The following is a 14,997-nucleotide window of genomic DNA, read 5'->3' on the forward strand; positions in this document are numbered from 1 at the left end:
CGCCAAATGCCTTCTGTCTTCGAGACGTCGCCCACTGCCATCCCGATCACCTTCGTCACCAAATCGAGCTGGGATCAGGTCGCCGAGGCGCTGCCGGCGGCGCAGCGCCAGTTCGCGGCCGCGAGTGCCTTTGCCGCCAAGCCTGGCGGCTATCTCGCGCTGCCCGCGCCGGACGGCGCAATTGCACAGGTGCTGTTCGGCCTCGAGGACGAAGGCGCCAGATCGCGCGACCTGTTCCGGCCGGGCGCCCTGCCTGGGCTGCTGCCGCCGGGCACCTACCGTTTTGCCAATTCACCGCACGATGCACGGCTGGCGGCGCTGGCCTTCGCGCTCGGCAGCTACCGCTACGCCCGCTACCGCAAGGCTGACAGGCCCGGCGTCCGGCTGGTGCCGCCTGATGGCGTCGACGCGACCGAGATCGATCGCGTCGCCGACGCGGCGATGCTGGCACGCGATCTCATCAACACGCCGGCCAACGACATGGGACCAGAGCAGCTCGCCGCCGCCGCGCAGGCGCTCGCCGCCGAATTCGGCGCAAGCTTCGCCTGCACCATCGGTGACGATCTGAAGACGAATTTTCCGCTGATCCATGCCGTCGGCATGGCCTCTAGCCGTGCGCCGCGACTGATCGACATCGGCTGGGGCGATCCGGCTCATCCCAAGGTGACGCTGGTCGGCAAGGGCGTCTGCTTCGACACCGGCGGACTCGACCTGAAGCCGTCGAGCGGCATGCTGATCATGAAGAAGGACATGGGTGGCGCCGCCAATGTGCTGGCGCTCGCAGGCATGGTGATGGATGCGAAGCTGAAGGTCCGATTGCGCGTGCTGATTCCGGCCGTGGAGAACGCGGTCGCCGGCAACGCCTTCCGCCCCCTCGACATCTTCACCTCGCGCAAGGGCATCACGGTCGAGATCGGCAATACCGACGCGGAAGGCCGCCTCGTCCTCGCCGACGCGCTGGCGCTGGCCGATGAGGAAAAGCCGGAGCTGCTAATCGATTTGGGCACGCTGACCGGCGCGGCACGCGTTGCGCTGGGGCCGGATCTACCGCCTTTTTACACCAATGATGAGACGCTGGCGGCCGATGTCGCGCGTTGCGCGGTAAGGGAGAACGATCCGTTGTGGCGCATGCCGCTGTGGCCGCCTTACGATGCCTGGCTGGACTCCAAGACGGCGACCATCACCAATGCCCCGTCGGGCGGCTTTGCCGGCTCGATCACCTGCGCGCTATTCCTGCAACGCTTCGTCGAGCATGCCAGGAGCTGGCTGCATGTCGACATCTACGGCTGGACGCCGTCGGCGAAGCCGGCGCGGCCGGAGGGCGGCGAGTGCCAGGCTGCGCGCGCTCTCTATTCATTGCTGAGTGAGCGCTATGCATGATCCACGGCTGACGCCGGTGCGGGGCGACATCGCCGCGAAATATCTCCAAGGCAAGGTGGAGGCGAAACGCTTCGTCACTGGCGAGGAATTCGAGGTGGTCGAGGCCATCGCGGCCGTGCGTGAGCAGCCATCCTCGAATGCGAAGTTGATGACCGAGGCGCTGCGCGGTGAGCGCGTCACCATTTACGACCGCAACGGCGAAGGCTGGGCCTGGGGCCAGCTCAATGCCGACGGCTATGTCGGCTGGCTGCCGGATGCGGGCCTGGCTCGCCCCGCGGCAACGCCGACCCACGTCGTCAGTGTACTCCGGACGTTTGCGTTTCCCGGCCCTTCAATCAAGCTGCCGCCGGCCGACACGCTGGTGCTTGGATCAAAGCTCACGATCGTGCGCGAGCATGGGGCCTTCGCGGTGACGGGCGACGGAACGTTCTTGCCGAAGATCCATCTCGTCCCGCTCGATCATCGCGAGCCGGACTTCGTCGCCGTCGCCGAGCGCTTCGTCGGCACGCCCTATCTCTGGGGCGGCAAAAGCAGCTTTGGCATCGATTGCTCGGGCCTGGTGCAAGTCTCGCTGACTGCTGCCGGCATCGGCTGCCCGCGCGACAGCGACATGCAGCAGGCAGGCCTCGGCCGCGCGCTCGAGGCGCATGAGTGGGACAAGCTGCAACGCGGAGATCTGATCTTCTGGAAGGGCCACGTTGCCATCGTGCGCGACGGGGCCACCATGGTTCACGCCAACGCCTATCACATGGCCACCGTGATCGAACCAACCGGGCCGGCGCTTGCGCGCATCAGGCAGGCCGGCAGCGAGGTCGTCGCGATCAATCGGCTCGCTTAATCTCGTGGCGGCGGGCGACAGCTCTCCGTACAGAGAGGTGAAGCACTACGTCGCCACCGAGCCGTTGCCCGCAGTCTCCAGCCGGAACGCGGCGGCGAACAGCGCTCGGGTGTAATCCGTCTTCGGGTTCTTGAACAGCTCGGCGGCCTGCCCCTCCTCAACCACTTTGCCGCCGCGCATCACGATGAGATGGCTGGCGAGCGAGGCGACGACGCGCAGATCGTGCGAGATGAACATGTAGGTGAGCTCGCGCTTGCGCTGGAGCTCCCGCAACAGATCGACCATCTGCGCCTGGAACAGCATGTCGAGCGCGCTGGTCGGCTCGTCTAACACGACGAAATCCGGCTCCAGCACCACCGCCCGGGCGATGCTGATACGTTGGCGCTGGCCGCCGGAGAATTCATGGGGATAGCGGAAGCGCGTCTCTGGATTGAGTCCGACATCCTCGAGCGCCTTGACGACGCGGCCCTCGCGCTCCTCACGCGAGAGATTCGGCTGGTGCACGGAGAGCCCTTCGGCGATGATGTCGGCGACCGACATGCGCGGGCTGAGCGAGCCGAACGGGTCCTGGAACACGATCTGCATGTCGCGCCGGAAGGGCCGCATTTCCTTGAAGCGCAAGCCCTGGATGTCCTTGCCCAGGAACACGATCCGGCCGTTCGACGAGATCAGCCTTAGCAATGCGAGCCCCAGCGTGGTCTTGCCCGAGCCGGATTCGCCGACGACGCCGAGCGTCTCGCCCTTGCGCACGGCGAGGCTGACGCCGTCGACCGCCTTGATGTGGCCGACCGTCTTGCGCATCAAGCCGCGCTTGATCGGGAACCAGACCCTCAGATCGTTGGCCGACATCACTAACGGCGCACCCGGCTGCGGCGGCGCCGGATCGGGCTTCGGCTCCGCCGCGAGCAGGTCGCGCGTATAGGGATGCTTCGGGCTCTTGAAGACCTGCTCGACCGGCCCGTGCTCGACGATCACGCCGCCCTTCATGACGCAGACCGTATCGGCGATGCGGCGGACGATACCGAGATCGTGGGTGATGAAGAGCAGGCTCATGCCGAGCCGCGCGCGAATCTCAGCGAGCAGCGCCAGGATCTGCGCCTGCACGGTGACGTCGAGCGCCGTGGTCGGCTCGTCCGCAATCAAGAGGTCCGGCTCATTGGCGAGCGCCATCGCGATCATCACGCGCTGGCGCTGGCCACCGGAGAGCTGGTGCGGATAGCTCTTCAGCCGCGTCTCCGGCTCGGGAATACCGACCTGGGTCAATAGCTCGAGCGTCCGCTTGCGCGCCTCGGCATTGCTGGTCGGATTATGCAGCTGGATCATCTCGCCGATCTGCGCCTCGATCGTGTGCAGCGGATTGAGCGAGGTCATCGGCTCCTGGAAGATGATGGAGATGTCGCTGCCGCGAATCCCCCGCATCTGCTGCTCGGACTGGTCGATCAGCTCCTGCCCTTTGAAGCGGATGCTGCCGGAGGGATGCGAGGCGTTCGGATAGGGCAGCAGCTTCAGGATCGAGAGCGCGCTGACCGATTTGCCGGAGCCGGATTCGCCCACCAGCGCCACGCATTCGCCGCGCTTGATCTGGAACGAGACCTTGTCGACCGCGAGCGTGGTAGCGCCGCCCTGGTGGAAGGCGACAGAGAGATCGCGCACGCTGAGCAGAGGCTGGTTGATCGCGTCCATTGGCTCACCTGAACGTCTTGCGCGGATCGAAGGCGTCGCGCACGGCTTCGCCGATGAAGATCAAGAGCGACAGCATGATCGCGACCGAGAAGAAGCCGGAGAAGCCGAGCCAAGGTGCTTGCACATTGGCTTTCGCCTGGGACAGCAATTCGCCCAGCGAAGGCGATCCCGGCGGCAGGCCGAAGCCCAGGAAATCGAGCGCCGTCAGCGTCATCACCGAGCTCGACACGATGAAGGGCAGGAACGTCATGGTCGCGACCATGGCGTTCGGCAGCAGGTGGCGGAACATGATGACCTGATTAGACACGCCAAGCGCCCGCGCCGCCTGAATGTATTCGAAGTTGCGCCCGCGCAGGAACTCGGCCCGCACGAGACCCACCAGTGAGACCCAGGAGAACAGCAACAGGATGCCGAGCAGCACGAAGAAGCCGGGCACGAGGACCGAGGACAGGATCAGGAGAAGGTAGAGCGAGGGAATCGCCGTCCAGATCTCGATGAAGCGCTGGAAGATGAGATCGACCCGACCGCCGAAATAGCCCTGCACCGCCCCCGCCGCGATGCCGATCACCGACGAGATGATGGTGAGACACAGGCCGAACAGCACCGAGATGCGGAAGCCGTAGATCAGTCGTGCGACCACGTCGCGTCCCTGATCGTCGGTGCCGAGCCAGTTGTATTCGAGGTCGCGGCAGCTCTTCAGCCCCTTCTTCTCCACCACCGGCTTGCATTGCTTCTCGGTCAGCATCCAGGTCGGCGGCGACGGCGCCGGCGTCGGCAGGTCAAGATTGTGGGTATCGTAAGAATAGCGGATCAGCGGCCAGACGATGCTGCCGCCCTTGTCCTTGATCAGCTTCTGCAAAAAGGGATCGCGGTAGTCGGCCGCAGTCTCGAAGTCGCCGCCGAAGGTGGTTTCCGAATAGGTCACGAAGGCCGGCCAATAGAGCCGGCCGTCGAACTTGATCAGGAAAGGCCGGTCGTTGGCGATCAACTCGGCGAACAGCGAGACCACGAACAGAATAATGAACATCCAGAACGACCAATAGCCGCGGCGGTTCGCCTTGAAGTTCTGCCATCGCCGCCGGTTGAGCGGCGAAGGCGCGAACGACTTGCGCGTGATTGGAACGACCTCACCCAGCGGAGACTGCGTCGTGGTCTCGATCGGCGTCGGCGCGATAATTGTCATCAGACCTCCCGCGCCTCGAAATCGATCCGGGGGTCGATCCACATATAGGTCAGGTCGGAGATCAGGTTGATCACGAGGCCGACCAACGAAAAGATGTAGAGCGTGCCGAACACCACGGGATAGTCACGGTTGAGCACGCTCTCGAAACTGAGCAGCCCGAGCCCGTCCAGCGAGAAGATGGTCTCGATCAGCAGCGAGCCCGAGAAGAAGGCGTGGATGAACGTCCCTGGAAAACCGGCGATCACGATCAGCATCGCATTGCGGAACACATGGCCGTAAAGCACCCGGCCCTCGCTGCACCCCTTGGCGCGCGCGGTCATGACATACTGCTTGCGAATCTCGTCCAGGAACGAATTCTTGGTCAGGAACGTCATGGTGGTGAACGCGCCGAGCCCCATGGCGATCAGCGGCAGCGTCAGATGCCAGAAATAATCGAGGATCTTCCAATACCAGGGAAACTGCGACCAGCCGTCCGAGGTCAGTCCACGCAGCGGGAACCAGTTGAAGAACGAGCCGCCGGCAAACAGGATGATGAGGAGGATGGCGAACAGAAATCCGGGAATGGCATAGCCGAGCACGAGCACGGTCGACGTCCAGGTGTCGAAGCGCGTGCCGTCCTTGACCGCCTTGCGGATGCCAAGTGGGATCGAGATCAGATAAGTAATCAGAGTCAGCCAGATCCCGAGCGAAATCGAGACCGGCAGCTTCTCCTTGATCAGCTGGATCACGCTGACATCGCGGAAATAGCTCTTGCCGAAATCGAAGCGCGCGAAATTCCAGACCATCAGGAGAAAGCGTTCCGGTGCCGGCTTGTCGAAACCGAACTGTACCTCGAGCTTCTTGATGAAGTCAGGATCAAGACCTTGCGCGCCGCGATATTTCGAGTTGATAGCGTCGCCACCGGCCCCGACTTGCCCCGGTGCACGCTGAGCGAAGTCGCCGCCGCCCGATATGCGCGAGCTGCCGCCGGTGTCGGCGCCGGAGAGCTGCGCGATCACGCGCTCGACCGGGCCACCCGGCGCGAACTGCACGACGATAAAGGACACGAAGAGAATCCCGAGCAGCGTCGGGATCATCAAGAGGATGCGGCGGGCGATATAGGCGCTCATGATTATTTCGCCTGCTCGAGCTTGGCGGCCTTGGCGGGTTCATGCCACCAGATGTCGGGTGCGCCGACGCCGTTGGCATAACGCGGCAGCTTCTGAGGGTGGCCGAACTGATCCCAATAAGCCAGCCGGTGCGTCTTGTTGTACCATTGCGGCACCCAATATCGGCCGGCGCGGAACAGACGGTCGAAGGCGCGGCACGCGATGGTCAAATCTTCTCGGCTGTCCGCCGCCATGATCTTTTCGATCATGGCGTCGATGGCCGGGCTGGCGACGCCTGCGAGATTGTATGAGCCTTTGGTCGCAGCGACCTGCGAAGAAAAGAATGCGCGCATGGCGTCGCCGGGCGTCGCCGACATGCTGAAGCGCTGGATCGTCATATCGAAGTCGAACTCTTCCTGGCGCGCCCTGTATTGCACGGCATCGACGAGGCGCACGCTCGCTTCGATGCCGAGCGTCCCCAGGTTCTTGATGTAGGGCGCGTGGTGCGGCTGGAAGGAGGGCTCGTCCAGCAGGAATTCGATCCTGAACACCTCTCCGTTCGGCAGCACCCGCTTGCCATCCTTGATCGGGACACCGGCTTCGTTTAGCAATTGCTGCGCCTTGCGCAGCAGGCTCCGGTCTTGCCCGGAGCCGTCCGAGACCGGCGGCGTGAATGGGGCCGCGAACACGTCGTCCGGCACATGGCCGCGAAACGGCTCCAGCAGTTTCAGCTCGTCCGGCGAAGGAGGCGCGTCGCCCGCCATGAGATCCGAGTTCTGGAACGGTGACACCGTACGGGCATAAGCGCCGTACATGATAGTCTTGTTGGTCCACTCGAAGTCAAAGGCATTGATGAGGGCTTCGCGCACGCGGGGGTCTTTGAACTTGTCACGCCGCGTGTTGATGAACCAGCCCTGCGCGCCTGACGGCGTTTCGTCGGGCACGACCTCGAGCTTGACGCGACCATCCTTGACGGCCGGGAAGTCATAGCGCGTCGCCCAGATGCGTGAGGTGAATTCCTCACGGTAGAGATAGTTCTTGCCGGTGAAGCCTTCGAAGGCGACATCACGGTCGCGATAGAATTCATAACGCACGACGTCGAAATTGTAGCTGCCGCGGCAAACCGGCAGATCGGCAGCCCACCAGTCCTTGACCCGCTCGAATTCGATGTAGCGATTGACCTCGAATCTCCCGACCCTGTACGGCCCCGAGCCGAGCGGAATATCCAGCGTCGATTCGTCGAACGGCCGGGACGCGTAATACGCTTTCGAAAAGATCGGCAGGCCCGCGGCATAGAGCGGCACGTCGCGCGCCCGCCCCTTGGCAAAGGTGACAACGAGCGTGGCATCGTCGATCGCTTCCGCGCTCACCATGTCGCGGAGCTGCACGATGAGCAGCGGATGCCCCTTGGTCTTCAGCGCGGTCAGTGAGAACGCGGCATCATGCGCGGTGAGCTTGGTGCCGTCGTGGAATTTCGCCTCCGGCCGCATCGTGAAGCGATAGACCAGCCGGTCCGGCGATATCTGCACGGATTTGGCGGCCAGCCCGTACATCGCGTCCGGCTCGTCACTCGCCCGCACCATCAGCGGCGAAAACGTCATGTCCATGCCTTGCGCGCCGTCGCCCTTGAGGATGAAGGCATTGAGCGAGTTGAAGGTCTGGTAGGACTGGTTATACGATTTCGCCGACGGGATGAGCGAGAACGTGCCGCCCTTCGGCGCGCCCGGATTGATATAATCGAAATGATGGAAATCGGCGGGATATTTGAGATCGCCGAACGCCGAGATGCCGTGGGCCTCGGGCGGCATTTCCGATGCCGTTGCGCCGCGCTGCCAGGCGGCGCCGAGCGCACCGGCGGCACCCAGGGCAAGCACATGCCGGCGTGAAAGCTGCGCCATGCGCAAAGGCTCCCTCAAGAGCGTTTTCCGATCCGCGCCGCTTTTTCGGCGTCATACCACCACAGCGTCGGCAGGCCGGACCGTCCATATTTCGGCATTGGCTCGGCGTGGCTGAAGCGATCCCAGCGGGCATAGCGCGCGAACGGATAGGTGAACTGCGGAACCACGTAGAAATTCCAGAGCAGCACGCGATCGAGCGCATGGGTGGCGGCGACGAGGCCAGCGCGATCCTTGGCGAAGATCACCTTCTCGATCAAGGCATCCACGGCAGGGTTCTTGATGCCGATGGTGTTGCGCGCACCAGGCACGTCGGCCGCCTGCGAGCCCCAGAACTCGCGTTGCTCGTTGCCCGGCGAGAGCGACTCGCCCCACTGATCGATGATCATGTCGAAGTCGAAGCTGCGCAGCCGGTTCTGGTACTGCGCATCGTCGACGGTACGAACCGACGCATTGACGCCGATTCGCTCCAGCGACGGCTTGTAGAACAGTGCGATTCGCTCTGATGAGGGATCCTGCACCAGGATTTCGATCGTCAGAACCTTGCCCGAGGCGTCTACCAGCTTGTGGTCGCGGACTTCGAAACCGGCCTCTTTCAGCAGCTTTGCCGCTTCGCGCAGATTGGCGCGCACGGCCTCTGGAGTGCCGCCGACCGGATTCTGGTAAGGCGTGGTGAAAACTTCCGGCGGCACCTTGTCCTTTACCGTTTCAAGGATCTGCAGCTCCTCCCCCTGGGGCAGCCCGGTCGCGGCGAGTTCCGTGCCTTCGAAATAGCTGTTGATGCGCTTGTACTGACCGAAGAAGAGCTGCTTGTTCATCTCCTCGAAATCGAAGGCATAGTTGAAGGCGCGCCGCACCCGCGCGTCCTTGAATTGGGGACGCCTGATGTTGACGACGAAGGCCTGCATGCGGCCGGAATCGTTGATCGGAAATTCTTCCTTGATGACCCGCTTCTCCGCGACCGCCGGGAAGTCGTAGGCCGTCGCCCATTGCTTGGCGGAGTTTTCCGCGATCCAGTCGGCCTGGTCGGCCTTAAAGGCTTCCAGCGCCACGAGGTTGTCACGGAAGAACTCGAAGCGCAGCTCGTCGAAATTGTTGGTGCCGATCTGGCTGGGGAGATTGGCACCCCAATGATCTTTCACCCGCTCCAGCTTGATCGAGCGTCCCGCCACGAATTCCTTGATCCGGTACGGCCCGGAGCCCAGCGGGATCTCCAGCGTGGTCGCGCTGACGTCGCGTTTGCGCCCCTGGGCGTCGGTGCCTTCCCACCAATGTTTCGGCAGCACGGTCAATTCGCCGACGATGGTCGGCAGTTCGCGGTTGCCCGGCCCGTCGAAGCTGAACTTGACGTCGCGCTCGCCAACTTTCTCCGCCTTGCTCACGTGGCGATAGTAGGACGCGTACATGGGGCTCTGCTGCTTGAACGTCTCCAGCGAGAAAATGACGTCCTCCGGCGTCACCGGCTTGCCGTCATGCCAGCGGGCTTCCTTGCGCAGGCGATAGATCACCCAGGAAAAATCGTCCGGATGTTGTGCCGCCTCGGCAAGCTCGCCGTACTCGGTCGCCACCTCGTCCTGCGCCCGGGTCATGAGCGTTTCGTAGATCATCGCCGCGGCTGGAGCGAGGGAGCCCTTGATGCCGGCGACCGCGAGGTTGAAATTGTCGAAGGTGCCGATCGAGATCAGGCGGGCAACGCCGCCTTTGGGCGCATCCGGATTGACGTAATCGAAGCGCTTGAAGTCGGCGGGGTACTTGATATCGCCGAACAGCGACAGAGCATGGCGCCAAGGAAGCCCGTTTTCATTGGCTGATTGCGCCGCTGCCGTGCCGATGACGGAAACGCGGCCCATGGAACCGAGGGCGGGGAGAGCTGCGGCCGCAGTGCCGGAGAGCAGGAGATCGCGTCGGGTAATGGCCAAATCAACATTCCCTGTCTTGAAGGAGGCTACTCCTTTAAGTTCCCAATATAGGCGAGGTTTCGACCGAGTAGGTTGCTTTTTGCTCATCTTGAAAGCCCAGCCGGCCTATCGGATGCGGCCAAACGCCCCGATGACGTCGCCGCGAGGCCGGATAAGCAAACGGCCAGGCTTTTCAGCCTGGCCGCAGATTCCAAGAGAGAATTTTGAGGCTTACTTAGACGCCGTCGGCAGCGGCTGCGGATGCTCCGACAACGAATTCAGATAGGCAATGACGTCGGCCCGCTCGGAATCCTTCGGGATACCAGCGAAGCCCATTGCAGTGCCCGGGATGAAGCCCTTCGGATTGGCGATGAACTTGTTGAGATCGTCGAACGTCCAGGTGCCGCCCTTGGCTTTCATGGCGGCCGAGAAGTTGAACCCGCGGCCTTCGCCCTTCGGCTCGCCGACAACGCCATAAAGGTTCGGACCGACGCGATTCGGGCCGCCCTTTTCGAAGGTATGACAGGCGCCACACTTCTTGGCGGCCGCCGCGCCCTTTTCGACGGAGGCGGTCTGGAGCAGCTTTTCGATCGGCTCCGAGGAGGCTGCAGCGGCGGCGCCGCCCTCCTTGCCGTGGCCAGCATCTTCCTTCACCGCGATCTCGAAGCCCGGCTTTTCCGGCATCTTCGGCGAGAAAAGCGCCTGGGCGGTGAAGCTCGTCACGAGCAGCACGAGACAGGTGCCAAGAACAGCACCGAGAATCTTGTTGAGTTCGAAAGAATCCATTTCCGGCCAGGCCCCACCGCAAGAAGGAAACGGCGGCCCAAGCGGCCGCCAGGACGAGCCTCGGGAGAAAACGTTCCTTATTGTTTCCCCGAGTTTTGTCATTGAGATATCGGTTTGCCCCGGGTCTGGCAACCCGTATAAGCGACCGGGCTTTCAGCCCGTCCCCATGCCATTTCTCGGCGCGGAAAGCGCTCCGTTTCCAGGCCCTTGACCCAATGATCGATCCCCGCATCCTGGTGCTGATCCCGGCCCGCATGGCCGCCACCCGCCTGCCCGGCAAGCCGCTCGCCGATATCGCGGGCCAGCCGATGATCGTGCACGTGCTGCGCCGCGCCGAGGCCGCTGCAATCGGCCGGGTCGCGGTCGCAACCGACACGGCGGAGATCGCCTCGGTCGTCACAGCCCATGGCGGTGAGGCGGTGATGACCCGCCCGGACCATCCCTCGGGCTCGGACCGCATCCACGAGGCCATGCAGAAGCTCGATCCGGACGGCAAGGCCGAGATCGTGATCAATCTCCAGGGCGATTTCCCGACCATCACGCCGCAGACCATCCGCGAGGTGCTGCCACCCTTTACCGAGCCTGCCGTCGATATCGTGACGCTGGCCTCGCAGATCCACACCGAGGAGGAGGATCTCGCCCCGAGCGTCGTGAAGGCGGTAGGCTCGCCGATCGGGCCGCGGCGGCTGCGGGCGCTCTATTTTACCCGTGCCACGGCTCCCTACGGCGACGGACCGCGTTACCACCATATCGGACTCTACGCGTACCGCCGCGCGGCGCTGGATCGATTCGTGTCGCTGCCACGGTCTCCCCTGGAAGTTCAGGAAAATCTTGAGCAACTCCGGGCGGTGGAAGCCGGCATGCGCATCGACATCATGGTCGTCGACAGCGTGCCCCGTGGCGTGGACACGCCGCCCGACCTCGAAACCGCGCGCAGCATCCTTTCCAAATCCTGAGCCGCTGTTACAAGACCGACCATGAGCAAGCTGAAAGTCGCATTCCAGGGCGAGCCTGGGGCCAATTCCCACATCGCCATCGTCGAGGCCTATCCTGAGGCAGAGCCGATGCCCTGCGCCACCTTCGAGGACGCGCTGTCAGCGATCTCGTCCGGCGAGGCCGATCTCGGCATGATCCCGATCGAGAATTCGGTCGCGGGCCGCGTCGCTGACATCCATCACCTGCTGCCGGCCTCCGGCCTCTTCATCATCGGCGAATGGTTTCTGCCCGTTCGACATCAGCTGATGGCGGTGAAGGGTACCAAGCTCGATGACGTCAAGAGCGTGGAGAGCCATGTCCACGCACTCGGCCAGTGCCGGCGCATCATCCGCAAGCTCGGCATCAAGCCAATCGTGCACGCGGACACTGCCGGCAGCGCCCGCGACATTTCCGAGCGCAAGGACAAGACCGTCGCCGCGATCGCCTCGCGCCTGGCCGCGAAAATTTACGGCCTCGACATCCTCGCCGAGGACATCGAGGACGAGGCCCACAACACCACGCGCTTCGTGGTGCTGGCGCGCGAGCCGAAATGGGCAGCCCAAGGCTCGGGCCCGCTGGTCACGACGTTCGTCTTCCGGGTGCGCAATTTGCCGGCCGCGCTCTACAAGGCGCTCGGCGGCTTTGCCACCAACGGCGTCAACATGACCAAGCTCGAAAGCTACATGGTCGACGGCAATTTCTTCGCCACGCAGTTCTATGCCGACGTCGACGGACATCCCGACGACAAGGGCCTCGCCTTTGCCATCGAGGAGCTGAAATTCTTCTCGCGCGAATTCCGCATTGTCGGCGTGTATCCGGGGCATCCGTTCCGCGCGACGTTCAACGAGGCGCAGGATTGATAACTGTCGTTCCGGGACACGCGAAGCGTGAACCCGGAACCTCGAGATTCCGGGTTCGATGCTTCGCATCGCCCCGGAATGACGGTGAGTGACTAGGACGCCTGCTTCGCCAGCCCGAACGCCTCCGCCAGCAGCGAATATGATTTCTTCCGCGCCTCGTGGTCATACACGGCGGTGATCACCATCAGCTCGTCCGGCTTGCTCGCATAGATCAGCGGCTGAAGCTTCTTCTGCACGGTTGCCGGGCTGCCGACGAACAGGCGCGAGCGGTTGCGGAGGATCGAGATGCGCTCGGCGTCCGTGTAGGGATAGGCCAGCGCCTCCTCGATACTCGGCAGCGGAAGATATTGACCGCGGTCGCGGCGAAGGCGGTTGAGGTCGAAGGAGCTGGCGAGCCTTTCGGCCTCCTCATCTGTGTCGGCCACGATGGCCGCGACCGCGAGGATCGCATGCGGGCTGGCGCGCCAGGCGGAGGGCTGGAAGCGGTTGCGGTAATGCACCATCGCATCGATCGCGTCGTGGGAAGCGAAATGATGGGCGAAGGCGAAGCCCATGCCGACCTGCGCGGCGAGCTCCGAGGAATAATCGCTCGAGCCGAGCAGCCAGATCGGCGGCAGGGCGGTGTCGTCAGGCATGGCGACGACGCTGTTGTAAGGGTGGCCCGAGGGGAATTCGCGGGTCTCCCACAAGATCAGTTCGTGCAGCCGCTCAAGAAAATCGTCGCCCTCGCGGCGGTCGAGCCGGCTGCGCAGCGCGTAGGCGGTAGCGCCGTCGGTGCCCGGGGCGCGGCCGAGACCGAGGTCGATACGTCCGGGAAACAGCGCCTCCAGCATCTTGAAGCGCTCGGCCACGACCAGCGGCGCGTGGTTGGGCAGCATCACACCGCCGGAGCCGACGCGCAGGTGCTTCGTCACCGCCGCGATCTGCCCGATCATCACGTCGGGCGCGGGGCTCGCGACGGAGGCGAGGTTGTGATGCTCGGCGAGCCAATAGCGGAGATAGCCGAGCCCGTCGACGTGGCGTGCCAGATCGATGCTGTTGCGCAGCGCCGCGGCGGGCTTGGTACCGGTGGTGACGACCGACAGGTCGAGGAGTGAGAGCGGGATCATGGCGCGTTAACGTAACGAAGGGCTGTGCGGCGGCAATGGCAGGCTGCGCAGGCCTGACGTGTAAGGGCTTCGCGGGTACGCTGAGACACCCGATTGGGACAATTGTTACCTCCATGTGCCAAAATTCGGTCTGCCCACCTGCCAAATCGGAACGAAGAAAAGGGCAATATCGACAATAGCACTTTTGTATCAATACATTACGTCTCTGGATGGTTTTTCCCAATGAGATCGCAAACTGCGCCAGAATTCCTTCTAGTCACATCCTTGGTGGGCAATTTCCCATCCCTGATGGGCTGTCGACTAGACCGCCTTTGCCCTATTTTAGGTCTCCGCGAGGTAGACGACCGCCGGCTGAAATTTGGAGTGAATGGTGCCATGACTGACGTGACGACGCCTGGCCAAGCCAACGGGCAAGACGGGCACCTGAAGCGGCCTGCGATCTCCTTCGAGTTTTTTCCGCCCAAGACCGAGGAGATGGAGCGGAATCTCTGGGACACCATCAACCGCCTCGCGCCGCTCGACCCGCAATTCGTCTCGGTGACCTACGGCGCCGGCGGCTCGACCCGCGAGCGCACCCATTCCACCATTTCCCGCATCCTGAAGGAAACCGCGCTGCTGCCGGCGGCGCATCTGACCTGCGTCGGCGCCTCGCGCGGCGAGATCGACGAGATCGTCGACCGCTATCACGAGGTCGGCGTCCGCCACATCGTGGCCTTGCGCGGTGATCCCGTTGGCGGCATCGGCACGCCCTACTTCAGCCATCCCGACGGCTACCAGACGTCCGCCGCACTCGTTGCCGCCATCAAGAAACGGCATTCCGACATCGAAGTGTCCGTATCCGCCTATCCCGAGAAGCACCCCGAGGCGCGCGACTTCGATGCCGACATCGACACGCTGAAGGCCAAGGTCGATGCGGGTGCGTCGCGCGCGATCACCCAGGTGTTCTTCGATAACGACCTCTACTTCCGCTATCTCGACCGCGTCCGCGGCCGCGGCATCAACATCCCGATCGTGCCGGGCATCATGCCCATGCACAATTTCAAGCAGGCTCGTAATTTCGTCACCCGCGCTGGCACCACCGTTCCGGACTGGTTCGCCGCGAAATTCGAGGGCCTCGATGACGACGCCGAGACCCGCAAGCTGGTGGCCGCAACCGTTGCGGCCGGCCAGGTGCAGAAGCTCGCCAAGCACGGCGTAGACACCTTCCATTTCTACACCATGAACCGCGCCGATCTCGTGTTCGCGATCAGCCATTTGCTCGGCATTCGCGCCAAGAGCGCGCAGAAGGCGGCGTAAGACAAC

Annotated in this window: 12 protein-coding genes; 5 read left to right on the forward strand and 7 right to left on the reverse strand. The window is 63.5% G+C overall.

Annotation, left to right across the window (positions count from 1 at the left end):
- Window positions 1–6 precede the first annotated feature (6 nt).
- Both IVB01_RS29050 and IVB01_RS29055 read left to right on the forward strand, forming a co-directional pair.
- Window positions 7–1,380: a leucyl aminopeptidase family protein gene (locus IVB01_RS29050; protein WP_247277844.1), complete on the forward strand. Its 1,374-nt coding sequence runs from the start codon at window positions 7–9 to the stop codon at window positions 1,378–1,380.
- Window positions 1,373–2,218 (forward strand): C40 family peptidase, encoded by an 846-nt coding sequence (locus tag IVB01_RS29055; RefSeq protein WP_247277845.1) that lies wholly within the window; start codon window positions 1,373–1,375, stop codon window positions 2,216–2,218. Before IVB01_RS29050 ends, IVB01_RS29055 begins: the two co-directional genes overlap by 8 nt.
- 45 nt (window positions 2,219–2,263) lie before the next feature.
- On the opposite strand, the gene IVB01_RS29060 is transcribed toward IVB01_RS29055, so the two are convergent.
- The 6 genes from IVB01_RS29060 to IVB01_RS29085 all read right to left on the reverse strand — a co-directional run bounded on the left by IVB01_RS29060 (window position 2,264) and on the right by IVB01_RS29085 (window position 10,751).
- A complete protein-coding gene (locus tag IVB01_RS29060) occupies window positions 2,264–3,901 on the reverse strand; it encodes an ABC transporter ATP-binding protein (RefSeq protein WP_247277846.1) in 1,638 nt (545 codons plus the stop codon).
- Between the two features lie 4 nt (window positions 3,902–3,905).
- Complete coding sequence (locus IVB01_RS29065; RefSeq protein WP_247277847.1) at window positions 3,906–5,084, reverse strand: ABC transporter permease; 1,179 nt, start codon at window positions 5,082–5,084, stop codon at window positions 3,906–3,908.
- Window positions 5,084–6,193 carry a microcin C ABC transporter permease YejB gene (locus IVB01_RS29070; RefSeq protein ID WP_247277848.1) on the reverse strand — a complete coding sequence of 370 codons (1,110 nt, stop codon included), beginning with the start codon at window positions 6,191–6,193 and terminating at the stop codon, window positions 5,084–5,086. Before IVB01_RS29070 ends, IVB01_RS29065 begins: the two co-directional genes overlap by 1 nt.
- Window positions 6,194–6,195: 2 nt before the next feature.
- Window positions 6,196–8,070 (reverse strand): extracellular solute-binding protein, encoded by a 1,875-nt coding sequence (locus IVB01_RS29075; RefSeq protein WP_247417895.1) that lies wholly within the window; start codon window positions 8,068–8,070, stop codon window positions 6,196–6,198.
- A gap of 14 nt (window positions 8,071–8,084) precedes the next feature.
- Window positions 8,085–9,986: an extracellular solute-binding protein gene (locus IVB01_RS29080; protein ID WP_247277850.1), complete on the reverse strand. Its 1,902-nt coding sequence runs from the start codon at window positions 9,984–9,986 to the stop codon at window positions 8,085–8,087.
- 210 nt (window positions 9,987–10,196) lie between these two features.
- Complete coding sequence (locus IVB01_RS29085; RefSeq protein ID WP_247277851.1) at window positions 10,197–10,751, reverse strand: cytochrome c family protein; 555 nt, start codon at window positions 10,749–10,751, stop codon at window positions 10,197–10,199.
- Window positions 10,752–10,966: 215 nt separating this feature from the next.
- Here IVB01_RS29085 and IVB01_RS29090 point away from each other — a divergent pair, with 215 nt between their 5' ends.
- Window positions 10,967–11,707 (forward strand): 3-deoxy-manno-octulosonate cytidylyltransferase, encoded by a 741-nt coding sequence (locus tag IVB01_RS29090; RefSeq protein ID WP_247277852.1) that lies wholly within the window; start codon window positions 10,967–10,969, stop codon window positions 11,705–11,707.
- Window positions 11,708–11,728: 21 nt separating this feature from the next.
- Window positions 11,729–12,586, forward strand: coding sequence for a prephenate dehydratase (locus IVB01_RS29095; protein ID WP_247277853.1), 858 nt, complete (start codon window positions 11,729–11,731; stop codon window positions 12,584–12,586).
- Window positions 12,587–12,678: 92 nt separating this feature from the next.
- Here the strand turns inward: IVB01_RS29095 and IVB01_RS29100 are convergent, their stop codons facing one another.
- Window positions 12,679–13,695, reverse strand: coding sequence for an LLM class flavin-dependent oxidoreductase (locus IVB01_RS29100; protein WP_247277854.1), 1,017 nt, complete (start codon window positions 13,693–13,695; stop codon window positions 12,679–12,681).
- 375 nt (window positions 13,696–14,070) lie between these two features.
- Between IVB01_RS29100 and metF the strand changes: the two genes are divergently transcribed.
- On the forward strand, window positions 14,071–14,991 hold the full coding sequence (gene metF / locus IVB01_RS29105; RefSeq protein WP_247277855.1) for a methylenetetrahydrofolate reductase [NAD(P)H]: 921 nt from the start codon (window positions 14,071–14,073) through the stop codon (window positions 14,989–14,991).
- Window positions 14,992–14,997: the final 6 nt, after the last annotated feature.

The organism is Bradyrhizobium sp. 164 (genome assembly GCF_023073715.1).
In the GTDB taxonomy this organism is placed as follows: Bacteria; Pseudomonadota; Alphaproteobacteria; order Rhizobiales; family Xanthobacteraceae; genus Bradyrhizobium.